23 protein-coding genes and 2 pseudogenes are annotated in these 21,942 nt (G+C 69.9%); 5 read left to right on the top strand and 20 right to left on the bottom strand.

Features of this window, described 5'->3' with window-relative positions:
• Nucleotides 1-158 precede the first annotated feature (158 nt).
• Nucleotides 159-698, bottom strand: a complete 540-nt coding sequence (locus PV796_RS09595) for an ATP-binding protein (protein ID WP_274912523.1) — start codon at nucleotides 696-698, stop codon at nucleotides 159-161.
• 159 nt (nucleotides 699-857) lie between these two features.
• On the opposite strand from PV796_RS09595, the gene PV796_RS09590 reads away from it, so the two are divergent.
• Both PV796_RS09590 and PV796_RS09585 read left to right on the top strand, forming a co-directional pair.
• Nucleotides 858-2,297, top strand: coding sequence for an XRE family transcriptional regulator (locus PV796_RS09590; RefSeq protein WP_274912522.1), 1,440 nt, complete (start codon nucleotides 858-860; stop codon nucleotides 2,295-2,297).
• Nucleotides 2,294-2,914: a 2'-5' RNA ligase family protein gene (locus tag PV796_RS09585; RefSeq protein WP_274912521.1), complete on the top strand. Its 621-nt coding sequence runs from the start codon at nucleotides 2,294-2,296 to the stop codon at nucleotides 2,912-2,914. Before PV796_RS09590 ends, PV796_RS09585 begins: the two co-directional genes overlap by 4 nt.
• Nucleotides 2,915-2,987: 73 nt before the next feature.
• Here the strand turns inward: PV796_RS09585 and PV796_RS09580 are convergent, their stop codons facing one another.
• Together PV796_RS09580 and PV796_RS09575 are read right to left on the bottom strand one after the other, a co-directional pair.
• Nucleotides 2,988-3,671, bottom strand: a complete 684-nt coding sequence (locus PV796_RS09580) for a DciA family protein (RefSeq protein ID WP_274912520.1) — start codon at nucleotides 3,669-3,671, stop codon at nucleotides 2,988-2,990.
• A complete protein-coding gene (locus PV796_RS09575) occupies nucleotides 3,668-4,135 on the bottom strand; it encodes a hypothetical protein (RefSeq protein ID WP_274912519.1) in 468 nt (155 codons plus the stop codon). The genes PV796_RS09580 and PV796_RS09575 overlap by 4 nt, the downstream gene beginning before the upstream one ends.
• A gap of 353 nt (nucleotides 4,136-4,488) precedes the next feature.
• Between PV796_RS09575 and PV796_RS09570 the strand changes: the two genes are divergently transcribed.
• The gene (locus tag PV796_RS09570) at nucleotides 4,489-4,845 is read left to right on the top strand and encodes a hypothetical protein (RefSeq protein WP_274912518.1); all 357 of its coding nucleotides are present in this window, start codon (nucleotides 4,489-4,491) and stop codon (nucleotides 4,843-4,845) included.
• Here the strand turns inward: PV796_RS09570 and PV796_RS42330 are convergent.
• From PV796_RS42330 to PV796_RS42320, 3 genes and pseudogenes are all read right to left on the bottom strand, one after another.
• Nucleotides 4,835-4,978 (bottom strand): hypothetical protein, encoded by a 144-nt coding sequence (locus tag PV796_RS42330; RefSeq protein WP_446750716.1) that lies wholly within the window; start codon nucleotides 4,976-4,978, stop codon nucleotides 4,835-4,837. The genes PV796_RS09570 and PV796_RS42330 overlap by 11 nt on opposite strands.
• Nucleotides 4,979-5,012: 34 nt before the next feature.
• A pseudogene (locus PV796_RS42325) lies at nucleotides 5,013-5,225 on the bottom strand (transposase); the annotation flags it as partial.
• A gap of 68 nt (nucleotides 5,226-5,293) precedes the next feature.
• On the bottom strand, nucleotides 5,294-5,653 hold the full coding sequence (locus tag PV796_RS42320) for a transposase (protein WP_446750581.1): 360 nt from the start codon (nucleotides 5,651-5,653) through the stop codon (nucleotides 5,294-5,296).
• 287 nt (nucleotides 5,654-5,940) lie between these two features.
• Here PV796_RS42320 and PV796_RS09560 point away from each other — a divergent pair, with 287 nt between their 5' ends.
• Complete coding sequence (locus tag PV796_RS09560) at nucleotides 5,941-6,834, top strand: DUF5655 domain-containing protein (RefSeq protein ID WP_274912517.1); 894 nt, start codon at nucleotides 5,941-5,943, stop codon at nucleotides 6,832-6,834.
• Nucleotides 6,835-7,056: 222 nt separating this feature from the next.
• Here the strand turns inward: PV796_RS09560 and PV796_RS09555 are convergent, their stop codons facing one another.
• The 5 genes and pseudogenes from PV796_RS09555 to PV796_RS09535 all read right to left on the bottom strand — a co-directional run bounded on the left by PV796_RS09555 (nucleotide 7,057) and on the right by PV796_RS09535 (nucleotide 12,345).
• Nucleotides 7,057-8,421, bottom strand: coding sequence for a DUF317 domain-containing protein (locus PV796_RS09555; protein WP_274912516.1), 1,365 nt, complete (start codon nucleotides 8,419-8,421; stop codon nucleotides 7,057-7,059).
• A gap of 64 nt (nucleotides 8,422-8,485) precedes the next feature.
• A pseudogene (locus tag PV796_RS09550) lies at nucleotides 8,486-8,983 on the bottom strand (DnaB-like helicase N-terminal domain-containing protein); the annotation flags it as partial.
• 103 nt (nucleotides 8,984-9,086) lie between these two features.
• Nucleotides 9,087-10,208 carry a DnaB-like helicase N-terminal domain-containing protein gene (locus PV796_RS09545; protein ID WP_274912515.1) on the bottom strand — a complete coding sequence of 374 codons (1,122 nt, stop codon included), beginning with the start codon at nucleotides 10,206-10,208 and terminating at the stop codon, nucleotides 9,087-9,089.
• Nucleotides 10,208-11,479, bottom strand: a complete 1,272-nt coding sequence (locus tag PV796_RS09540) for a DNA cytosine methyltransferase (protein ID WP_274912514.1) — start codon at nucleotides 11,477-11,479, stop codon at nucleotides 10,208-10,210. Before PV796_RS09540 ends, PV796_RS09545 begins: the two co-directional genes overlap by 1 nt.
• Entirely contained in the window at nucleotides 11,476-12,345 is an 870-nt protein-coding gene (locus tag PV796_RS09535) for a hypothetical protein (protein WP_274912513.1), read from the bottom strand. The genes PV796_RS09540 and PV796_RS09535 overlap by 4 nt, the downstream gene beginning before the upstream one ends.
• A 142-nt stretch (nucleotides 12,346-12,487) precedes the next feature.
• On the opposite strand from PV796_RS09535, the gene PV796_RS09530 reads away from it, so the two are divergent.
• Entirely contained in the window at nucleotides 12,488-12,853 is a 366-nt protein-coding gene (locus PV796_RS09530; protein WP_274912512.1) for a nuclear transport factor 2 family protein, read from the top strand.
• 75 nt (nucleotides 12,854-12,928) lie between these two features.
• On the opposite strand, the gene PV796_RS09525 is transcribed toward PV796_RS09530, so the two are convergent.
• From PV796_RS09525 to trpA, 9 genes are all read right to left on the bottom strand, one after another.
• Complete coding sequence (locus tag PV796_RS09525) at nucleotides 12,929-13,351, bottom strand: hypothetical protein (RefSeq protein WP_274912511.1); 423 nt, start codon at nucleotides 13,349-13,351, stop codon at nucleotides 12,929-12,931.
• On the bottom strand, nucleotides 13,348-15,495 hold the full coding sequence (locus tag PV796_RS09520) for a hypothetical protein (protein WP_274912510.1): 2,148 nt from the start codon (nucleotides 15,493-15,495) through the stop codon (nucleotides 13,348-13,350). The genes PV796_RS09525 and PV796_RS09520 overlap by 4 nt, the downstream gene beginning before the upstream one ends.
• Entirely contained in the window at nucleotides 15,492-17,327 is a 1,836-nt protein-coding gene (locus PV796_RS09515; RefSeq protein WP_274912509.1) for a hypothetical protein, read from the bottom strand. The genes PV796_RS09520 and PV796_RS09515 overlap by 4 nt, the downstream gene beginning before the upstream one ends.
• A 4-nt stretch (nucleotides 17,328-17,331) precedes the next feature.
• Complete coding sequence (locus PV796_RS09510; protein ID WP_274912508.1) at nucleotides 17,332-18,387, bottom strand: hypothetical protein; 1,056 nt, start codon at nucleotides 18,385-18,387, stop codon at nucleotides 17,332-17,334.
• Between the two features lie 456 nt (nucleotides 18,388-18,843).
• Nucleotides 18,844-19,485 carry a hypothetical protein gene (locus tag PV796_RS09505; RefSeq protein WP_274912507.1) on the bottom strand — a complete coding sequence of 214 codons (642 nt, stop codon included), beginning with the start codon at nucleotides 19,483-19,485 and terminating at the stop codon, nucleotides 18,844-18,846.
• Nucleotides 19,486-19,687: 202 nt separating this feature from the next.
• Complete coding sequence (locus tag PV796_RS09500; RefSeq protein WP_274912506.1) at nucleotides 19,688-20,401, bottom strand: DUF317 domain-containing protein; 714 nt, start codon at nucleotides 20,399-20,401, stop codon at nucleotides 19,688-19,690.
• Nucleotides 20,398-20,664: a hypothetical protein gene (locus PV796_RS09495; RefSeq protein ID WP_274912505.1), complete on the bottom strand. Its 267-nt coding sequence runs from the start codon at nucleotides 20,662-20,664 to the stop codon at nucleotides 20,398-20,400. Before PV796_RS09495 ends, PV796_RS09500 begins: the two co-directional genes overlap by 4 nt.
• On the bottom strand, nucleotides 20,661-21,152 hold the full coding sequence (locus tag PV796_RS09490) for a hypothetical protein (protein WP_274912504.1): 492 nt from the start codon (nucleotides 21,150-21,152) through the stop codon (nucleotides 20,661-20,663). The genes PV796_RS09495 and PV796_RS09490 overlap by 4 nt, the downstream gene beginning before the upstream one ends.
• Complete coding sequence (gene trpA, locus PV796_RS09485) at nucleotides 21,145-21,906, bottom strand: tryptophan synthase subunit alpha (RefSeq protein ID WP_274912503.1); 762 nt, start codon at nucleotides 21,904-21,906, stop codon at nucleotides 21,145-21,147. The genes PV796_RS09490 and trpA overlap by 8 nt, the downstream gene beginning before the upstream one ends.
• Nucleotides 21,907-21,942: the final 36 nt, after the last annotated feature.

Here is a 21,942-nt window from a genome sequence, read left to right as displayed (position 1 = left end):
GGCGGCACCTCTCGGGGGTAAGGCGCCGCCCAGCCCGTGCGACCGGCGTTGGCCGCACGCGATTCGGTTGTCCCGGCCAGGCGATGAGGCGGCCACGGTCGGGACGAGTGGTGACCGGCGGGGCACCGGGGCCCGTGCCACCCGAGCCCCGCCGGGATCTACACCGGCGACCGGGCATTGTCCGGCCCGCCGGCTATGCGGAGTTCGGCCCAGGATCGCTTGCCCCAGGGACGCACCGCCGAGCCGAGGACATCGCACCCCCAGCGCTCCGAGAGACGGTCGACCAGCAACAGGCCACGCCCCCGTTCGTCCTCGTCCCCCGGGAACCGCAGCACTGGCAGCGCGTACGGGTCCTTGTCGACGACGGCCAGGCGTAGTTGGGTTGCTGCGGGGCGGTCCACGATCACGCGGATGCTGTGACTGGTGGTGTGACGCACGGCGTTGGCGACGAGTTCGGAGATGATCAACGCGCCGATCTCGGCATGCCCTTCCAGCCCCCAGGTCGCACACGCGGTGCGCACCAGGCGCCGCGCGGCCGCGGCAGCTTCCCCCACGCAGGGGTGCGTGGTGTTGTAGCCGGGGTACCCGGTGGCTCGGGGCCTTGCCGCGGTCATGGTGATCGTCATCGGTTCCCGCCGCCGGTCGTAGTCGAAGTCGCACCTGCGGCAGCCGCGGGGGAGGGTACCCCGCTCTCCCACTGTGCCGTCCCCGTCCTGGTGCTGGTGTTGCGGCCAGCGTTCCGCGCCGGCAGGCCGCGGTCACGAGCTCGCGTGCCCTACTTTTTGGGGCACGACCGCCCATGCCGCCAGCTTCCTGAGTGCCTACTGTGAGGTGGAGGACCAGAACGGGAGGCACGAGTGGCCCCATATCCGTCGAAGAACCGCCGCGACGCACTGCGACGCGAGCTCTGCGCGCTGGGCGCCGCTCCGCGGGACATCGCCGGGGAGATGCGCAGCCAGTTCGGCTTCCGGCCCCGGGAGGCATGGCGCCACGCGCTCGGGTTGACGCTTCAACAGGCCGCGGACGCCGTCAACGCCTTGGGAGCACAGCGTCCGGGCGAGGCGGTGGCCGCGGACGCGTCACTGATGGGCAAGTGGGAACGCTGGCCGGCCAGTTCCTCACGCCGACCGACGCCGCCGACGCTGCTGCTCATCTCGGCCGTGTACTGCTGCGAGGTCGACGAGCTCCTCGACCTGCAAGACCGCACCGCGATGCCCCCGCACGAACTGCGTCTGCTTCAACGCCCGCCCAGTAGCGCGCCGCCGGTCGCAGCCCCGGTCGAAGACCTGGTGCACCAGGTCGCCGAGGAGTCCGCCGACTGGGCCCTGCAGCTGGAGGCATCCAACGTCGGCGACCTCACCGTGGAACAGCTCCAGGCCAGCACCCGCGCTCTGGCCAGGGACTACCTCAGCCCCTCCGCGCCCGTGGCAACGCTCAACCGGGCCCGCCGACTTCGCGACCGCGCCTTCCATCTGCTGGAAGGACACCAGCCGCCACGCCAGGCCATCCAGCTGTACGCCGTCGCCGGATACGTGTGCACCCTGCTCGCGTGGATAAGCTCCGACCTCGGTCAACTCCAGGGTGCTGACACCCACGCCCGGACCGCCTGGATGTGCGCGACGATGGCCGGCGACGACGAACTTCGTGCCTGGGTCCTGTCCACCCGCTCGAAAATCGCCTACTGGAGCGGTCACCCCCACACCGCCATCCAGCACGCACAACACGGGCTGTCCTACGCACCACACGGCACCGCGGCCACCCTCCTGTCGTGCCAGGAAGCTGACGCGTGGGCCGAACTGGGCGCCGCCAGCGAGGCCCAGGCCGCCATGGCACGCGCCACCGCCGCCCGCGATCGCCCTACGCCCGGCCACGACGAGGTCGGCGGGCTGCTGTCCTGCCCAGACGTCCGCCGCGCCAACTACGCCGCCGGCGTCCACCTCCGCACCGGGCACGCCCGCACCGCATTGCACGAGGCGCAGGCCGCACTCGCACAACCACCCCACGCCTACGGCACCACCGCGCAGCTACACGTCAGCACCGCCTCCGCCCGACTGGCCCTGGGCGAGCCCGACGCCGCCCTCGAAGCCCTGCACCCCGTACTGGACCTGTCACCGGAACACCGGATGGCCCCCGTCACCAACCGCCTCCGCGAACTCGCCGAGACGACCTCCCGAACCCCCTGGCGGACAGCCAACCCGGCCGTGAACTGCTTGGCCAGATCCGTACCTTCTGCACCTCCACGCCCCGGCACGCCCTCTCGCCAGCCGAGCCCCGCCGCTGATTGGGTACCCCCATGACGACGACAGACTTCCGCATGGCCAATCACTGGTGGTGGCGCCCCGGTTGGAACGTCGGCCGCCGCTTCTACACCTGGCACCTCACCTTCGCCGACCAACCGGACGTCCACCGCTACGTCGGCGCCCACCGCGACGCCCTGGCGCACCTGCCCGGCCTGGACCCGATCCCCAACCGGTGGCTCCACCTGACCATGCAAGGACTCGGCTTCACCGACGACGTCGACGAACGCGACGTCCAGGCCGTCGTCGACGCCGCCCGCCCCCGGCTCGCCGCCCTTCCCCCGCTGCACCTCACCCTCTCCCAGGTCCTCGTCTCCCCCGAGGCGGTGGTGATCCCCGCCCACCCCGCACACGACGTGGCCGCGGTCCGCCGCGCCCTGCGCGCGGCCATCGCCGAGGTATGGCCTACCGTCCCGGAAGCCGAAGACGACTTCCGCCCGCACGTCTCCGTCGCCTACAGCAACACCGACGCCCCAGCCCAACCGGTCAGCCAGGCCATGAGCTCGGTCACCGCACCACCGGCCACGGCCCCGATCGCCACCGCCGACCTGATCGTCCTTCACCGTGACCGGCAGATGTACGAATGGGAGACCTACGCACAGGTCCCCGTCGGATGACCACGTCTCCACCAATTCCGCGCCTAGCTGTGCTGTCGCATGAGGTTGGTGCCGCCTCAGAGGCGGGTGACAGTCAGCCGCTGATGTCGAAGACGATGCCCTTCTCGTCGATGGTCAGCACGCCGCCGCAGGTAGTGCAGCGGTAGTCAGTGAAGCCTTCATCGAGCGGTTCGACGGTCATCTCGTCGTGGCAGCAGTCTGGAACCTGGTCATGTCCCAGAGCGTCTCCTTCGCTCAGTTCGTGCCCGTTGATCGTCGGGGCAGTCATGTCCACTCCTTTGGGTGCGGCGGCGGGCACCGCGATGGTGGTCGGCTCGGGGGCGGGCACGGAGCCGGGTGTGAGGATCCGTAAGGCGCGGATGACCGTGCGGCCGGCCGAGGCGTTGGCGGCCGCGATGACGCGGGCCTGCTCCAGGCGCGTCTTCGTGGCCCAGGCCGGTGATTCCGGGCACACGGTGAGCCGGCCCGCTTCAGCGTCGTAGCTCACGACTGCGACGTGCCCGGCCAACTCGGGGGCGATGGCCGCCCACCGCTCCCGCAGGGAGGCGCCGGCGGCCGGGAGTTCCCAGGCCCGCTCGGCAACCAGCGCACTCAGCACGTCGCTCAGCCCCATCGGATCGCGCCCATCACGCCGCACCGGTGCACCAGCGCGGGGCTTTGGCTTCGCCGCGCGGCCGCCACTCTTACGCGCCGCCTCCATCGCGGCTCGCAGTGCGACCCGGGCCAGATCGACGCCGGAGATCTCGTCACCGCTCATGCCTGCCCCCACGGGGTGTAGCCGAGGTGCAGGTGCCCGAGGCCGGACAGGCGCTGCACGGTCGCGACGAACGACCGGGTGAACAGGTGCTGCGCTGAGTGCTCGCCGTACCGGGCGATGTGGTCGTGGACGATCTGGTGGTCGGCGGCGGCGCGGTTGCGCCAGTCCAGCACCTGTTCGCGGGTCAGGTCTTCAAGGACCAACTCCTCATCGAGGCCAGGGGACTTCGGGCCCGGCACCGAGGCCACGGCCGCGGGGCGGGGCGCGGGCAGCACGACCGGAACCACCGGCTCGGCCGAGACGGCGTCCTCACACCGCGCGGCCGCCGCCGGGCCCATGGCGGCGGCCTGCCGGGCGCGGATCTGCTCCCATTCCCGCTCCCGGGCCCACGCCTTGGCCGTGACGTCCTGGTGCAGCTGCCGCTCGAACGCCGCTCGCCGCTCCACCTCGGAAGCCGCCGGCATCGCGGCCTCGACGGCCGCCGCGACTGCGCGGCGCTGCGCACGGCGGTCGAGTTGCCGGTCCTCGCACCGCGGGCAGTCCCGGCCCGAGTCCAGCAGCGCGCCGCGGCGACGGGACGACGTGACGCCTTGCCCGGCCCGCCGGCGGTTGGCAGGCTGGGGCGTTGTTCAGTTGGAGGAGCGGTTGAGCCAGGCCATGAGCTCGCGGTGGTAGCCCGAGCGGCCCGGAGGACTGGACGTCACCGCCCGGCGAGCAGGCCCATAAGACGTCGTTTCTTTTGGTGGTGGGTCCCTCTGGTCGCATTCCGTTGAGTGCTGATCTATGAGTGTCAGTGACGTGTGGCAGCCTCGCGTGCATGAGCTACGACCTTGCTGTCTGGGAGGGGCACCGCCCCGCGGATGACGCCACTGCCGGGAAGATCTTCCATGACCTGTTCAACCGCTACACGCACACCGATGTGAAGCATCCACCGACCGATCGCATAGCCGAGTACGTCGCCACACTTCTGGAGCGGTGGCCTGACCTCGCAGAGGACGAGGACGACGTCTCTCCCTGGTCCACCGGGCCGCTGATCGGGGAGGCCAAGGGGCCGCTGATCTACTTCCCGATGCGCTACAGCATGGCCGACGAGGCATCGGCCTATGCGGCAGAAGTCGCCTCCTCGATGGGGCTTGTCTGCTACGACCCTCAGGTGCAGCAGCTCAGGTCATGAGCCGCCCCAGTCTGCGGTAGCCGATGAGGGCTGCGGCTATGCCGACGAAGGCGAGGAAGTGTTCGGCCTTGCGTTCGTATCGGCGGTGGAGTCGACGGCAGCCGGCCAGCCAGGAAACGGTCCTCTCGACCACCCAGCGATGCAGGCCCAGTCGCGTGGAGGACTCTATGCCCCTGCGGGGCGATGCGATGGCGGATGCCACGCTTGCGGAGCCATCTGCGCAGGTGGTCGTAGTCGTAGCCCTTGTCGGCATGCAGCTTCGCCGGCCGGCGCCTGCGCGGTCCGCGGCGGGAACGGATTGGCGGGATGCCGCGGACCAGTGGCTCCAGCCCTTGGCTGTCGTGCATGTTGGCCCCGGAGATACCCAGCGACAGTGGCAGCCCGTTGCGATCGGTGATGAGGTGGATTTTCGATCCGCTCTTGCCGCGATCGGTCGGATTCGGTCCTGTCAGTGGCCCCCTTTTGCCGCCCGGACACTGACCGAGTCGATCGCACAGCGCGACCAGTCCACCTCGCCGCGGGCTCCGAGCTCGTCGAGGATGACCCGGTGGAGCCGGGCCCAGACCCGGTCCCTGCTCCACCGGGCGAAGCGCCGATAGACGGTCTGCCAGCACGGCCCGAACACCGGCGGCAACTGCCGCCACGTGCAGCCCGAGGTCGCCACGAAGACGATCGCGGCCAGAGTCTCGCGGTCACCCGCCCGGCGCCGGCCCCCGCCCTGCGGACGCTTCACTTCCGTCGGCGGCACCACGCGCCGGAACAGCACCCATAACTCCTCCGGCACCAACCGCTCAACCAGATCCGTCATGGCCTGACCAACGACCAATAAGCCCAAAAGAAACGACGTCTTAGAAGGCACTGGATCCATTGACGTCGAATACCCCTTGACCTGCGCACCTTTGAGAATATGACGGCACGTCAAGCGATTCGTGGGACGTATGTGGGACGGGCCGTCTTCTCGAACTCGTGGGATGCAGGAGACTCTTGTGGTTCGTGCCAGCAGCGCCTCACGAGATTTTCGCGGTCAGGAAGCCCGTGAGGAAATAGATGTGGCCCCCCTCGGTGTTGTCGCCGGTCCGAGTCGAGGAAGGGGAGGTGTCGAGCCTGAAGTTGTTCCACGCAACGGAGGTCGGTGTGAACGAGGTTACGCCGCGACTGGCTGAGGCCGAGGTGGTTGTGCAGGGCCTCATCGAGGCGCACATGGACACGATGCTGGGCGTGATGTTCCTGTCGAGTGAGTACGTCATCGACTGTGATGGCGACGGTGGGCGGATCGATTCGCTGGGCATCGACGAGAACGGATCGCCGGTCGTCGTCGAGTACAAGCGTGGCACCGACGCCGGCGTGATCAACCAGGGTCTGTACTACCTGTCCTGGCTCGTGGCGCACAAGGACGCCTTCCGCGCCTTGGTCCGCGACCGACTCGGGGCGACGGCCGCGTCCCAGATCCTGTGGAGCGCGCCGCGGTTGATCTGCGTGGCCGGCGACTTCACCCGCTACGACGCCCACGCGGTGCGCGAGCACCGGCGCAGCATCGACCTGGTCCGCTACCGGTACTTCGGCAAGGACCACATCGGCCTGGAGACCGTCGCCTCCGTCACGGGGCACTCCGCCCCGAGCAAGCGGACTCGTCGTTGCACGGGCGGACAGCCGCCTACCCGCCGGCAGGATGGAGCGCTGGCGGACTTGGCGGGGGCGGTCGACGAGGCGCTGCTCGGTGTCGGGGACGGTGTCACGCGGGTCCAGCGCAAGCAGTACGCCGCCTACCAGCGGCTGCGGAACTTCGCCTGCCTCATCCCGCCGCAGCAGACCAAACTCCTCATCTACCTCAAGGCCGACCCCAAGACGGTCGACCTCATCCCCGGCTTCACCCGGGACGTGACGGGACTGGGCCACCACGGCACTGGCGACTTGGAGGTCCAACTGCGCACCGAGCGGGACCTGGAGCGCGCCCAGGATCTGCTCCGCCTCAGCTACGCCGCGGCTTGAGGGCAGCGGTAGCACCGGTCGGGAGCGTTCTTCGGACGAGTGATGTTGCGTTGCCGGGGGCCTTTCGATGCTGGGGCAGTTGGTGGCGGTGGACTACCAATGATGCGTGGGTTCGCCGGTTTGGCTAACCGGCGAACCCACGCTATGTTGCGCCCTCGTACGTCGGCCGTGGGTGCCGGGCTGCCGGCGAACTCTTGGCTTCCCACGTTCCCTTGCTGGAGGTCACAGGGGCCGGCCACTGGCGCGTCTGGCTGCGGGGGTGGGGAGCGCGGGTGGAGGCGACGCGTGTCGGCGGGCGGTGTGTTGGCTGAGGGAAGTCGTCTGTCGGGTGCCGGTTCCGCGGGTGAGGGTTTCGGCGAGGTTGGCCAGCAGGGTGGTCGGGGTGTGTGTCGAGGCTGCGATCTCCCAGGTGGGGTGGTCGATGGCGGGGCCTGCCCACAGGAGCCAGGTGGGCAGGATGCCACCAGGGCGTTGGGCGGCGAAGGTGTCGAATTGGACGCCGGCCTCGCCGTTGGGGGCGGTCCAGTGCATCCAACGCCCTTCGACGGTGTGCTTCCAACCGGCGTCGGTGGCGGGCTGGGTGGCCGCGACGACGGATGCCTCGTCGAGGGACTGGCCGACCGCGGTGTCCCACCCGTGGCCGTCGGCGAGGTCGTGCAGCAGGTCCTGCAGCATGAGGGTGGGCGTGGCGGCGGTCGCGGTCAGGTGCCACATCCGGTCGGAAACGGGCGTCTCGTATGCGGCGATGGTCCAGGCGGTCTCGGTGGCGGGGGCCGAGTCGTCGTGCTCGATGCGCAGGGTCTGGGATTCGTGGGTGGCGTAGGTGAGTTCGCCGGACCAGGTGCGCCACCGGTCCCAGTCCTCGTGCGTGTCGAGGAAGTGGTCGAGGAGGGCGTCGTGGTCGCCGGAATCGGCCAGGTAGACGGGGATGGTCTCCGGCTCCGGGCGAGGTTCGGGCTTCGCTGTGGTGAGGTCCAAGGTGGTGCGGGCTTCGGCGGCTGCGCGTTCGGTGGCGGTCAGGGGGGCCGGACCGCGGCGCATGTCGGCTCCGTGGGCCTTCTCGAAGGCGCGCAGAGCCTGGCCGGGGGAGTCGAAGGTGTCGGCGACCTGGCGCAGGTGGTCCTCACCACGGAGGTAGACGCTCTTGCCGGTGTGGAGGTAGGTGCCGACCGCGAAAGTGGTCTCGCCGTCGTCGGCGTGGGCGTGGATGAGGAGCTGGCCGCGTCGGATGTCGTCGTGGATCTTCTGCGCCTGATTGGAGATCTCACGGATTTCGCTACGGGTGCACCACGGCATCGGATATTCCACCCAGGTCCAGTCCTCGTCCATGGCCTGCTGGAGTCGCGGGGTGATCTCGACGGTGATGCCGTCGGCGGACAGATGTGTGGCTGCGTCCTTGGCCCAGTAGGGCTCCTCGTGGTCGATGCGGACCAGGACCAGGGTGTTGTCGGCGACGACGGTCCAGCCGGCGGCCTCCAGAGCCAGATGGGCAATGTGGGCCTGGGAGCCGGTCAGGGCGGCGGTCACGGCGCTGAAATGCGTGGGGTGGGTGTCGAGGCGGACGTGGGCGTCAATGCGGGACGTCATGTTGGGGGTTGTCTCTTCTGTCGGTGGCCGGACCTTCGGGCCTGGCCGCCGGTGTTTGCAGGGGCTATCGGGTTGCTCTCGCAACACGAACGGTGGGTGCGCTAGTCGTGGTGGGCGGGCCGGCACGGGTGGTGGGGGCCGGTCGCGGTCGTGGCGTCGGGTTCGTTTTGGTGGCGTGCTGCCAGCGGGTGCGTATGCCGCTGATGTCGGCGAGGGAGCGGCGGGCGCCGACGACGAGTTGGAAGGGGGTGTTCGCCGGGTCGCCGGCGTACGCCGTAATGCGCCGGCCGGTGTGGTCGGCGGTGGCGAGGAGGGAGCGCTGCAGGGTCCTCTCGCCGCAGTGCTCCACGGAGCCAGCCGGTTCGGCCAGCACGCGGAGCACGTAGCCGGGTTCAGTTCCGTCGTCGAGCAGGGCGCGCTGTTGGGCTTCCCACAGGATGGTGACGGGGTCGACGGGCTCGCTGCGGTGGACGAGGGTGGTCAGGCGCTGCCACAGGCCGGCGTGCAGAGCGAGGGTGAGGTCCTCGGGGAGCAGCCACCGGGCGGAGCCGATGTCGGCGGGTTGGCGGTGGTGGTGGAGGTCTGGTGAGGGCGACGACACGACGGCGTATTTGCCTTTGCTGGCAACTTGGTCTTCGGGCCCTGGGGGGCGTGCGAGTTGGCGGTCAGCGTGAGACGCGAAAGGAGCCAGGGGCGGTGGTCCGAGGCGGGCCGGCTCGGGGGCGGGCCGGGGCCTTGGGGGCGCGGGGAGTGGGTGTTGGTGTGGGGGAGGTGGCCTGGTGCCAGCGGGCGCGCACAGCGTTGAGGCCGGCCAGGGCGCGGCGGCTGCCGAGGAGGAGTTGGTGCGGGGTGGTGGCCGGGTCATCGGTGAGGGTTTCGATGTGGCGGGCGACGTGGTGTGCCGTGGTCAGCAGGGAGCGGTGGAGGATCCGTTCGCCCCAGTAGTGCGGGTCGCCGGCGGCAGGTGCGGCAAGCGCCTGAAGGAGTTCCGCGGGTTCGGCACCGGGCGCGAGGAGACCGCGGTGTTGGGCTTCCCACAGGATGGTGACCGGGTCGACCGCAGCGCGACGTCGGGCCAGAGCGGTGGCGGCCTGCCACAACCCGGCGTTGAGCGGGTGGACGAAGTCGTCAGCGGTCAGCCACCGCATCTGGTCGATGACGGCAGGGTGGGCGGTTGCGGTGGCGAGCAACGCCCGCTCCTCCTCGGCTGCAGCCTCCTCGTCGTGAGCCGAAGCGGGGGCCGGGGCCGGTGTGGGGGTGCGGGGCAGGGAGGCCGGGCCTGACGGGAACGTCGCGGCGAGGTGGTCGACGACTTCGGTGAGGGCGTCGGCGGCGGCGAGGGTTGTGGGGACCGGTTGGGGGTGGGTGCGGTCGCCGGCGGCCTGGGCGAGGCGTTGGGCGCCTGTGCGCAGGGTGCGTCGGGCGTGTTCGGCTTCGATCATCAGGGCGTAGGCGGGCGCGTGCCGGGGCCGCGGGCAGACCTGGACCAGCGTGTGAAGGTAGGAGGCACTCAGCCCGCGGGCCTGCCTGCGGGCTGAGGCGAGCACCTTGTCGAGCCAGGCGGTGCTCTGCGCGTGCTGGGCCGGATCGGGGGCCGGGAGGGAGCGGATCGCGGCGAACACGGCGCTGTGCGCGGCGCTGGAGAACGCCTCGGGTCCGATCCCGGGGACCTCGTCCAGGCGATGGGGTTCCAGGAGGAGGGCACCGAGGAGGGCCTGCTCGGCGAAGAACACCGGCGGGGCGGGGGTGTCGAGGTCGTCCTCGTCGGAGGTTGGGGTGCGGGGCATCAGGCGGCCAGGGTGAAGTCGTCGGGGTCGAGGGGCACGCGAAGGTGTGGTGCCAGCAGGTGGGCGGCGAGCCGAGGCGGCACGGCATTGCCGATCTGGCAGAACCTCTGCCCCTTGTTCCCAGCCCACGGGTAGTCGGCAGGAAACGTCTGCAGCAGGCCGGCCTCCTGGGCGGTGATCCGGACGGCCTGTGGCGCCGCTGGCGTCTCGATGGGGCCGCCTGGAGCGGGTTCAGCAACCCAGACGCATTCGTTGGCACGGTGGCCGAAGAACAACGTGCCGGCCGGCTCGTCCGCCCGGCGGACAGTGGCGTTCGCCTGGTTGTTGCTGCGCAGCGCCCACTTCCACTGACCGGCTTTGCCTGTGAGGGTGGGAGCTGGGGTGAGCGCCGGGGTGGCGGCGCGGGGGCCGTGGCGAGCGGTCCACCCGGCACCACGCTGATGCGGCTCCAACACCCGGCTAGTGACTTCGGGTTGGGGATGCCAGCGTCCGCTGTTGCGGGCATCGACGAGTGCCTTGCGTGAGCCGGAGGGGAAGGGCTCGGGGCCACCGCCCGGCCCGCCGCCGGCACACACGGTGGGTACCGGTCGGTCGGTGGCACCCCAGCCGAGCGCCTGGGCCATGGACACCCACGGTGCCCGACCCGGCCCGAACAGATTCTCCGGCTCGCCATGCTGGGCATGCGTGGGCGGCGGGGGCTCAGCGGTGCGGGTACGCGAGGCGAGCAAAATGGCGCGCCTGCGGGTCTGGGGCACGCCGTAGTCAGCGGCGTTCAGGATCCCGGCCCAGGAGCTGTAGCCCCAGGCGCGCAGAATCGCCGCGTACTGGCGCCACAGCGGAAGTACGTCGGGGACTTCTTCCATGACCACCCATTCCGGCTCGCCGTGCTGGTGGAGAGCATGGAGGTAACGCATGGGCTCGGCGGCCAGGAGCGACCGGGTGTCCCGGCAGGCGGCGAGCAGCTCGGCGCGAGTGTCGCGGCCGGCGGCGAGGTCGGCGACCGACTGGTGGACCAGAGGCTGGTCCACCAGGCCGAGCCGTCGGCCGGCTGCGGACCACGCCTGGCACGGCGGGCTCGCGATCAGACCGGTGACCTTCCCTAGGAAGGGCCAGACCGGGTACCTCGCCACGTCGGTCCGGATCGTCAACTGCCCTGCTGCCGCCCGGGTCTTGCAAGCCCCTTCGTCCCACTCCAACCCGACGTCACGGGCGCCGAGCACGGCCAGTGCGTGGCTCCATCCGCCGGGGCCGGCGAACAGATCAAGGATCAACTGGCCAGCCCGAAGTCGTCCTGATGGGGCCGAACCTCACCGCGGCAGGTCCAGGGCGAGCATCCGTCAGGGACGCCCTCTTCCCATTGCTCTGCGTCTTCTTCGGCGCCGAGTTCCTGGTGTAGCGCGGCCCATTCGGCGGCGGTGACGTGATCGATCGGTGCCTGATCCAGAGGCACGCGAGAACGGTGCAGATATGCCTCGCCCAGGAGCCTGTTGCCGTCGGCGTTCGCGCGGGCGTTGCCCTTGCGGATGGCGGCGTCGAATTCGACGACGTCGCGCCATTCTTCGGGGCTGGTGTCGCGAATGTGGCGCCATTGCGCATTGCCATGGAAAGGGCAGCCAAGGCATGAGGACTTCGGTGTATCGGCGAGCCCGAGCGATGTCAGGTAGCGGATACAGTCGGCGCGTGACCAGCCCAGATCGATCAAGGGGTGGCGGTTATGCATGTACTTGACGTCGGCGTCCTTCGCTCGGTGGAATTCGTCCGTGGAGATGCCCACCCACTGTTCGACGAAGACGTCCTTGGGTATGCGCTGCGGATACGGGTAGCCGAGAAGCTCTCGCACCTTCTTCTTTATTGGCTTGATTTTGTATTCGCCTGTGCATTGCCGTCGAGTCATCCCCTCCTTTCCGTCTGGATTGCGAATGTAGAGGGGCATGGAGGCGAATCTTCGGGTAGGGTCGAGCGCGTCGCTGCGAATGTTTCCGGAGGCGACGCGCAGGATAGGGATGCCTGCCGGCTTCGCTATCTCTCGCTCCAGGCGGTCGAGATGCGAATAAACGGCCTTCGGCTCCCACCCTGTGTCGGCAAAAATGGCGTAGTCGACCTTGGGGAGAATGCCTTCGGCTGACAGGGCGAGCATGGTGCTGGATTGAATTCCGGCGCCTCTGTCACCTATTCGGGGCTGTTGCATCCTCGCTCTGGCGCGGAGCATCTCCGTGCCGTGGCCGCGTCGCGTGAAGAATTCGCTGTGCCCTGGGCAGGCATGTCCGTAGGGTTCCTGCATGGCGGATGAGAGTGAGCAGGCCGTGCAAGCAGCCATTGATGGGGAGTTGCGGCTTCTCGACCCTGAGGTGCGTGCTTCTCCGGACCGTGTCCTGGAGCTTCTGGATCCGGAGTTCACCGAGATCGGCGCTTCTGGACGCCGGTGGGATGTGGAGTCGATCCTCACCGTGACGAGTGGCGGCTCGGTGTCCCCGGAGTCTCCGGTCAAGGTCAGCGAAATGTCCGGTGCCGTCCTTGCTCCGGGCATCGTCCATCTGACGTACTTCGCCGACAACCAGGGCCGCCGAGCATGGCGGAGTTCGTTGTGGCGCCTGACGGAGACGGGCTGGCGGGTGTACTTCCACCAGGGAACTTTGACCAGCTGAGCGTGTGTAACCGCTGCCCGTGAGTGCGGAGGTCGCCGAGCCGGCTGTGATGCCAGCCGGGCGGCGGCACAAAGTTCAGGCCCGCGGTGGTGTTGTGGCTTCGCCCGGGAGGCGGCGGACGTTCGCTGGGAGGGGCCTGTCTCGTCGGAGCTCGGCGAGTTCGGTGGTGAGAGCGTGGATGACTTGGGCATAGATCTCGTTTCGTTCGGTCAGTTCGCTGTTGTGCTGGCGTAGCCGTTTGTTGGCGGCTTCGAGGTCGTCGACTTTGGCCTGGAGGGTTTGGAACGCGGCGGGAATTCCGTTCACGGATTCCCGGGCATCTTCAAATTCCTTGCGAAGGTCGGGGTGTTTGTGGGTGAGGACCCATCGCTTTACTCCGGCCTCGGCGGCGAGCTGGATGACGGTGAGGGCTCCGGTGGAGCGGGTCGGTGCGCCGGCCAGGAGGCGTTGCATTGCCGCTTGGATGGCGTCGCGTTCGGCTGCGCGGTTGGTGCTCATGGCCGGGGCTCCTGGTGGTTGGCGATGACCTGCTGGAGTCGGGCGAGTTCGTGTTGTTCGCGTGCGTGGCGGATGGGTGGGGCGAGCGGGTCGTCGACGACGGCCTGGAGGGTGTCGACGCGTGTGCGCAGGAAGTCGATGTCGCGGTCGGTGCGGGCGATGTTCACGCACGAGGGTCTGCAGTCGTCGATGTCGGGGGTGCGGCGACTGCTGCGTTCGTCAGTACTCAGCCGGCAGGCGGCGCGGGCGGGGTCGAGGACGCAGGTCATGCCCTGGCCGGGGAAGATCTGCAGGTCGGGGTTGGTGAGCAGGGTGTGGGCTTCGCGGGTGGTGCGCAGGACGCGGCCGGTGAACTTGGCGGAGGCGGCGACGCGGTGGCGGTAGGTGTCGGCGGCGGGGCCGCTGACGTGCTCGCCGGCCTGGAGCTGGTCGTGGGCTTCAGCGAGGGCCCCGAGGCAGGCGAGCCATTCCTCGAAGGCCAGGTCGTCGGGGAAGCCGGAGGCGTAGTTGCCGGAGTAGCCGAGGGTCATGTTGACGCGGACGTGGCCGTACTGGATCGCGGCGGCTACCAGGCCGCGGGGGCGACGGGCGATGAACCAGGCGAGCGTGCGGCGCAGGCGGCTGAGGGCGATCTTCGGATTGGTGGGGTCGGCGGGAATCGCGTCGTCGCGGTGCCGGGCTGTGCAGTAGTCGTTGATCCAGTCGATCAGTTCGGTGATGTCCTTGTTGCAGCTGGAGTCGTTGCGGGCTCGGCCGACGCGCTCGCGCAGGGGTCCCGCCTCGGATTTCCCATTGACGAGGAGGGTGTTGGGGAACAGCAGCCGCGCGTCGTGGAGACGTTGGAGCACGGTGACGGCGGTGGCGACTGGGGCGGTGACCACCCAGGGGTCGGTTCGCTGTTCCCCTTCGGCGCGAGGGGTGCCGTCGGGGTGGCGGACGCCTTTCCAGTGTTTGCCGCGCAGCAGGATCAGGCCGGTGACCGGGTCGTGTTCGATGCAACCGCGTTCGAGGTTGAGCGTCTCACCGGGCCGCTGACCGGAGAGGTATCCGACGATGACCAGGCAGGCGGTGCTCAGGCGGCGGGCCAGGACGGGGGCCTGGTCGTAGGTGATGCGGGTGGTGAGCCAGGGCTGGTTGTCGAGGAGGCCGTGGACGGGCGTGGTGAGGTAGGTGTCGTCGGCGACGGGCAGTCCCGAGTGCGCGAGAGTCCTGGAGGCTGCGCGGGTGATCTGGACGCCTAGTTGGAGGCTGAGGAAGTGGGTGTTGATGGTGGTGTGTCCGTCGGCGGTCCGGCGTCCGGGCAGGGGTAGGCCGCGGGTCCGGTAGTCGTCAGCGAGCTCGGCCACCAGCCGGGGAACCGTGCCCGGCGGGCGGCGCTGCTTGCCGCGCGGAGCGGGGCTCCGGGTGGATGCGGCCCTGGCACGGCGGGAGAGTGTCTTGTACTCGTCGAAGGCGGCGATGATGTCGTCCGCGAAGTCCTCGGCGAATCGCAGAGCCCACTTCAGCAGCGGCGTCATGGTTGCGGGGTGGATGCGCGGGGTGCGGTTCTCCTCGCTGGTGCGGCGCTGTCCCAGGATGTCCTGGATGCGCTCGCCGTTCCAGGGCGGTGCCTGGGGCAGGCGGTCGTCCTCGTCGGGCAGTAGATCGCGCAATGTCCAGGTGCGTACGACTACGGAGAGGAAGTCCTCGCGTAGTTCGTGGGAGACGGCCGCGTCCTTGACGTCGGCCGCGTAGGCGTCCAGGTCCGCGTCGGTGACCTGGCCGAAACGGGTGATGCCCCGGTTCTCCAGCCAGTGGGCGAAGCTCTTGAGGTATCGGCAGTAGGGAACGACGGTGCGGACTGAGGGCCGTGGGATGCCCGGGAGGAAGCCGCCGTGGTCGGCGTTTTGGTGGTTGAGCATCAGCCAGGCCAGGAGCTTGATCGGGAGCCGGAAGGCGGCCGGGGCATCGTGGAAGTCCACGCAGGTGCGAGAGGTGTGCTCCTGGAAGAAGCCCGGCGTCAGATTCCAGCGGTCCTCACCGAACAGTGAGAGGTCATCGGCCCTCGTGCCGGGACGCAGCGGGCGGGTGGCCAGGACCGCGGTGTCGGGTCCGGGCAGCAGACGCCCGACAGGCGGTGCGGCGACGGGCAGGGCGGGTGTCATGTCAGATCCAGTCCTCGGCTCAGGAAGCGGTCGACAAGCGCCTGGTCGGCGGGGGTGGCAGCGGTGCGGGCGTCCGCGATGGCGGCAGGCGAGTAATGGCTGAGCAGGTCGGTCAGCCGGGCGGTGGGTTCGGCCAGGCGTTCGGCCCAGCGCAGCGGCGTCATCTCCTGCTGACGGGCCTTCAGCGCATCCAGGGTGAGAACCTGAACGGGCAGATGGGCCGGTGTCGCTCTGGCGCAAGGGCAGGAGAGGCAGAGCAGGAAGGAAGCGCCGCAGGGCTTGCCGGCCGGGGTGTAGGGGCTGGCCAGCGGGTTGGTGCAGCCGGCGAGGACCGTGTCCAGACGGCCTGTGATCAGTTGTTGGAGGGTGGCTGTGTCCAGGCCGAGCCGGGCGGCCACCGCCTCCGGATCGGTGCGGGCCTGTTCGATGTCCTGGGCGGACAGCACCGGGATCGGGGGAGCGGTGCGGGCGCGGGCGACCTGCTGGTCCAGGACGTCAGCGACGATCTTCTGGTACTCGGCCAGGTTCCCGCGGTTGCGGGCCAGGTATTCGTTGGCCAGCGTCGTCTCCGTGTGGGCGACCGGCCGCTGGTTGATCTCTAGCCATGTCAGCCGCAGCCGTCGGCTGTCGATGTGCAGGGGCACCGCCCGGCCTTCGCCATCGAGTGCGTCGCAGACCAGGTCGGTGGCCTTGCCCCACAGCTGCAGGATCTGCTTGGGCAGGCCATGGCCGAAGCCACTGGCGTTGCGGGCGTTGTAGAACGCGAACAGCGCGTCGGACTTCAGCCGGTTGCGGGCGGGCGCGGCCAGGTCCAGCAGCAGGGCATGGACCCCGAACGGCGTGTTCAGGTCCTCACGCGCCTCCGCCGGCTCCGCCGGGACATCGCGCAAGGCCACGGTCATCGCGGCCCGGCGGCCCCCGCGACGGGGCTTGACCAGGTCGAGCTGAGCGGTCGGAGTGCCCCCGGCATGCGCGTCGGGCCGGTGGTGAGCGGTGGTTGCCGCAGCCAGGGTCGAGTAGTTCTGTCCGGTCAGGCAGAGCAGCAAGACCGCGGCGGCGCCGATCTCGTGGTGGGTCAGGTGCAGGTGTGCGAACACCGCGCCGATGCCGCCGGCCCGGCGCACGACCTCCAGTGCGCGTGGTGTTCCGCACTCGTAGCGGGGAATGTCGCCGTGCCGTTGGAGATGGTCCAGCAGATCACCGATCTCCCATCGGAGCCGGTCGCTCTCCCGGTCGATGGAGCCCGCCCGCCAGTCGGCCAGGAGCCGGCGGCCGGCGCGGATGCGTGCGGCGGCGGCCCGCAGTTCGGATCGCGCCGTCGTGGTGATGCGCCGGAACTCGGCTGCGGTGTAACTGCAGGTAGGCGTATCGGACTTGGCGACCCGTGCCTGGGCTAGGCGGGCGGCGAACTCCGACGGCGGATCGGGGGCGAACCGCAAGATGGTCCGCAGCGCAGAGATGTCCCGGTGCAGGGTGGTCGCCCCGGTCAGCATGTATCCGTCCAGGTGGACGGCCCGAAGCTGGGCCGGAGCGGTCGGAGGGTTGGAGAGCGCGGTCAGATAACGGGCGAACCGCTTCAGGATGTTCACCGTGTCCAGGGCCGAGGTGGTGGTGCGGCGAGTCCCGGCAGGACCCGTCACCCCCAGCACCCCCAGGGCCATCCAGTCGCGCAGTTCGCGTGCGACCGGCAGGACCGACAGGTCGATGTCCACCGGCTCGCCGCCGCGTTCCGGGAAGAACCTCACACGGCACTGGCGCTCGTCGACGAACAACCGCTGCGGCAGCCGGTAACCGGCCCCGGGCAGCACCGCCCGGCGTCCCGCCCTGCTCATCCCGTCACCGCCGGGGCGGTGATGACCTGCCGGTGGGCGGCGACACCCGCATCAGCGTTCCCGTGCCGTCGACCAGCTGCAGCCGCCGCTGGCCCAGCACCCGGTGCAGGACCAGGACTTCGGCCGGCCGCTCGTAACGCCCGGCCCGCTGGGCGCGGCGTACCGCTGCGGCTCGCTCGCCTTCGCAGTAGCCGAGCGCGTCGGCCAGTACCGTGCGCGGCATCCAATAACGCCGCCCCCGGCCGCCCTTCGCGCAGGCCGACGCCAGCCGGCACGTGGAGTAGTTCCTGCTGACGCTCTCGCCGGGCAGTTCCAGCATCAAGGTGCTGGCCCACTCCGTCAGCCGCAACCCGGTGCCGTAGAGGCCGTCCGTGAACGTGCAGTCCCGCTGGCTGTTACGGCCCCGCCACCCCGACACCTCCCGTCCCTCACGGTCCAGGCCCCGCAGCCCCACATCCCGCCACAAGGCGTAGCCGCCCGGATCGAGCCACTTCACATCCCGGTCGCGCACCACATGCGGTGCGGCCTCGAAACCGGCAGTACCCGTATAGGACGAACTCCGCTGGTGCACCAGCCGGATCACCGGATTGCGTACCCCGAAGCGAGGAGCCGCCCAGTCGTAGAAGGCGTTGACCGCGTCCAGGTTGTCCGACACCGTCCCACCGGCCACTCGCTCCGGGTTCGACTCGTCCGTCATCCGCCAGAACTTGAAGCCCTCGACGTTCTCCGCGCCGGCTGTGTCCCAGCGGCCCCCCACCGCGTCGAGGAAGCCCAGCCACATGCACAGCGCGTACCCGTACTTCTCTCGCGTCCCCGCCGACCGGTTCCGCATCCGCAACGACCCGAAGAACGAATTGACCTCGGAAATGACGCGCCCGTCGGAATTGATCAGGAATTCCTGGCCTGGCCGAGTTCCGTGACTGTCCGCGAATTCCCGCAAGCTCGGCAGACCGGCCAGCACCGGGTCGGAGGCGGACCACGGCACCGCCCGGTCGGGCTCGCAGCGGCGCAGATACCAGACCCCGAAGCGGGACCTGAAGCCCCGCAGTTGATCGCTCATGGCCCGGAACAGAAGCATGCCGTACCGTCGCAGACCACATGCAACACGCGGAACTCGGCACAGACCGGCGCCGAGCGAGATGGATCGGAATACAGGGTTGGCGGAAATGGGGCGTCCTTGCGGTGAGCGGGGTGCTGTCCGTGGGCGGGTCGGCCAGCGGCGGGGAGGGGGCGCGGGGTGATGCGAAGGCGGGCTACCTCGTCGAGGCCGTCGGCGAGTTCGCGGGCGGCGTCCGTGGCCGTTCGCAGCGATTCCCCGGTGGGGCGAGCAGTTGAGGCCGAAGGCGTTGTCGCGCGCCCATTCGAGGATCTCGGTGGCGTCGTGCGACTGCTCGGCGAGCTGGGCGAGCACGGCGTGTTGCTGGTCTCCGTCGCGCTGGGGCGTCGGGGTGGACCTGGGGGCCAGGGCGGGCGCGATGTCGGGGGCGTGAGGTCTGCGGGGAAGTGGGGTGCGGATTCAGCGGGAACGGCTGGCAGCGGCCGTCGGCACTGGTGGTGCTGGGCGTGTGGTCACACCGGTGGGGCGTGGCCGTGCGAACGAGGCGGCGAGGTCGCGGCGCCCCCCTGCGGTGAGATGGAGGCGCTCGTCGCGGAACCAGTCCGGGCAGTCCTCGCGCATCACTAGGCCGCGGCTTTCCAGGGCACGGATGGTGGTGATGCTGACGCGGATGTCCTCGCGGCTCGGGTAGGGCTTGTTGTTGGTGATTGCGACGTCGCCGCGGGCGACCGCGCGCAGCGTGGCGCTCTGAGTGGGGGAGAGGGCGGGTGGCTGGTGCTCGGGTACGAAGCCGCGGTGTCGGCGTTCGGCAACGAAGAGTTCGGCGGTGGCCAGGGCGTCCGAGGAGCCCAGGGCGGTGAGGTTGGCGACGAGGGTGAAGCGTCGGCCGGCTTCTTCTCGGGCCTGCTGCTCGGTCAGGACTGCCAGGAGGTCGTTGCCGAGTTCAACGGGCAGGCCCGCGCGGGTGTGGTCGAGGATGTCGACGGCGTCGATGAGGTGGTCGGCTGCGTCGGTCGCGAGATGGGCGAGTTGGCGTACGCGTGCGTACACCGCGCGGATGTCGGGGCTGTGGTACATCGGCTGGGCATTGAGCGTGTCCACGATGGTCAGCGCGGAACGGGCCAGACCCTGAGCCGAATCGGTCTGGGCGTTCAGCAGAGTGGTGGGCGTTGTGCCGTTGAGCGCGTGCCGAAGGTGGGCGTCGTTGAAGCGGGTGAAGTCGGCTGCCAGCGCGAGGAGTTGTTCGGCGGGTTCAAGGGTGAGGGTCTTCTCGGGCAGGGATGGCTCCGGGGCAGGGGATGCCTCAGCGGCTTCGGCCGGGGCGGTCGAGCTGAGCGAGGGCGTGATCGAAGGGGGGACTGATGACGGCTCCGCGGACCGGGGTGATCAGGTGGCCGTGCTCGTACCGCGTGCTGAAGGGGACGTCGGCGAAGGTCCGTTGCACCGCCGTGGGCGTGGCCAGGTGGGCGAAGAAGTTGCGGACGAGGGCCTCGGGGACGTCGCGGGTGAAGGTGGCCAGCGGCTGCTTCTCGTAGAAGACGTGCTCGGCCCGCCAGGCGACTTCCTCATCGGGCGTGTGGAGTAGTTGGCAGTACCAGTCGGGCGAGGTCAGGGCGCCGTCCTCGACGGTCCAGTTGTTGAGCGCCGCGATCTGGTCCAGGGGCATGTCCGTGATCGGGATGCGCTCGGCGTGTCGGTGGTCGCCGAGCAGTTGCGGCAGAGCCTGGGTGACGGCGGCGACGGCCTCCATGGGCGTCTGCCGGCTGAACTGCACTTCCCAGTACGGTTCGTGGTGAGCGATCGTCCACCATGTGCCGCGAGGGTGGAGGGGGTCGAAGTCGCAGAACACACTGCCGTTGGGGCTGTCGATCTTGACGTGTCCGGTGGCGGCGTCGTGCTGCGTGGTCCAGCTGAAGAGGTGGATCAGTGGGCCGATCGCGTCGGCGAGCCGGTCGCCGGCGCCTGCCATGTACCGCGGGGAGACCATGACCCGGTCGTCGGGCGCGTACGCGGTCACCGGTGGCCTCCCCGTACGGCCGCTGCGTTGGACGGAGCAGCCACGACGGTGGTCTGCTGGGCGGATACCGCCCGGTGGCCGTGCAGGGGTGCCAGGTCGTTGGTGATGCCGGTGGCGGTGTAGTGGCAGATGGTCGAGGCGAGTTCGAGCTGCTCGACGGCATCGGTCAGCGGCTCCGCGATGGTGAGACGGGCCTGTGCGCGCTGATGCTCGGGGAGAGGGAGTTGTTCGGGGATGGGAGCCCTCCTGGGGCGTGAGGTCACCGGCGACGGGCGGTAGAGCTCGTGGTGGTTGCCGGGGCGGCCGTCCGCGCGATCTGCTGTGGTTTCGCGCGCGTTGCCTGTAGCGCGCCCGCTTGGGCGTACTGCTGGGCGACGCGATCGAGCAGGGTGGCGGCTGCTTGCCGGAGCTGGTGCGGGGGCGGACCGACGGTGACGACCGGAGCGCCGCCGGCGTCCTTGCTGCGGCGCAGGTCGTCGAAGGACTGGGTCATGGAGGTGCCCAGGGCGGCAGCGGCTTCCTGGGCGTACTGGGACGCCCGCGCCAGGCACCCGAGAGCTGTGAGCCCGGCTTCGGTCCGGGATGCGCTGGAACGCGCTAGGGAGAGGACATCTGCCAGAGCGGTGTGGGAGAGGTCCTGCGCCCTGGTGATCCGCTGGGCGAGGACGACCATCGGGACTGGTCCGGAGGTGCGCAGTTGGGTGCTGAGCGCGGTGGCGTGGGCCGCGCGCTGACCGTAGTCCTCAGCCATGGTGCACCTGGCGGGCGGCGACGGCAGCGGCGAACTGCGCAACCATTGATGGGGTGTTGTGTGGTGTGGTGGTCAGGGCGCGGACGATGGGGGTGCCGATGATCACGGCGTCCACCAGCGGAGCGACGGCGGCGGCTTTGGCGGGGGTGGACACGCCGATGCCGGAGACGATCGGGAGCGTGCTGGTCGCGCGGAGCCGTTCGACTTCCTGGGCCAGGGCGGGGGTGTCGAGCGGCCCGCGGTAGCCGGTGGGGCCGGTGCTGGCCGGGGCGTAGAGCCAGCCGGACGCCGCGGCGGCCACCGCACCCAGCTTCTCCTTGGGCATCTGGCGGGGGATGAGGGCGGGTGCGAGCAGGCCGACCGAGCCGGTGGCCTGTCGCCATGCGACGGCCTGGTCGGCGGGTAGGTCGGGAACCATTACTGCGCACGCCCCGGCCGCAGCGAGTCGTGCCGCGAACCGGCTGGGGCCGTGCTGCTGGAGCGATGCCCAGTAGGCCACGACCACCGTGGGCGCCAGCGCGGCGGCGCGCTCGATCGTTTGTTGGAGACGGGCCAGGTCGGTGCCGCGGCGCAGGGCCTGGCGGTAGGCGGAGGCGATGACCGGCCCGTCGAGTACCGGATCGGCGGCCGGCGCCCCGATTTCGAACAGGGCAGCACCGCTGCGGGACAGGTCGCCGAGCATGCGGGCTTCGTCGGCGACGTCGGACAGACCGGCGGGGACGAACACCCCCAGAGCGGTACGAGGACGGGACATCAGGTGCGAGAGGGAGGGCGCGGAGGGGAGAGGTAG

The sequence above is a fragment of the Streptomyces sp. WZ-12 genome (assembly GCF_028898845.1).
Taxonomy (GTDB): domain Bacteria; phylum Actinomycetota; class Actinomycetes; order Streptomycetales; family Streptomycetaceae; genus Streptomyces.
Note: the sequence above shows the minus strand (reverse complement) of the source record. Positions and strands in the feature narration are given on the sequence as shown.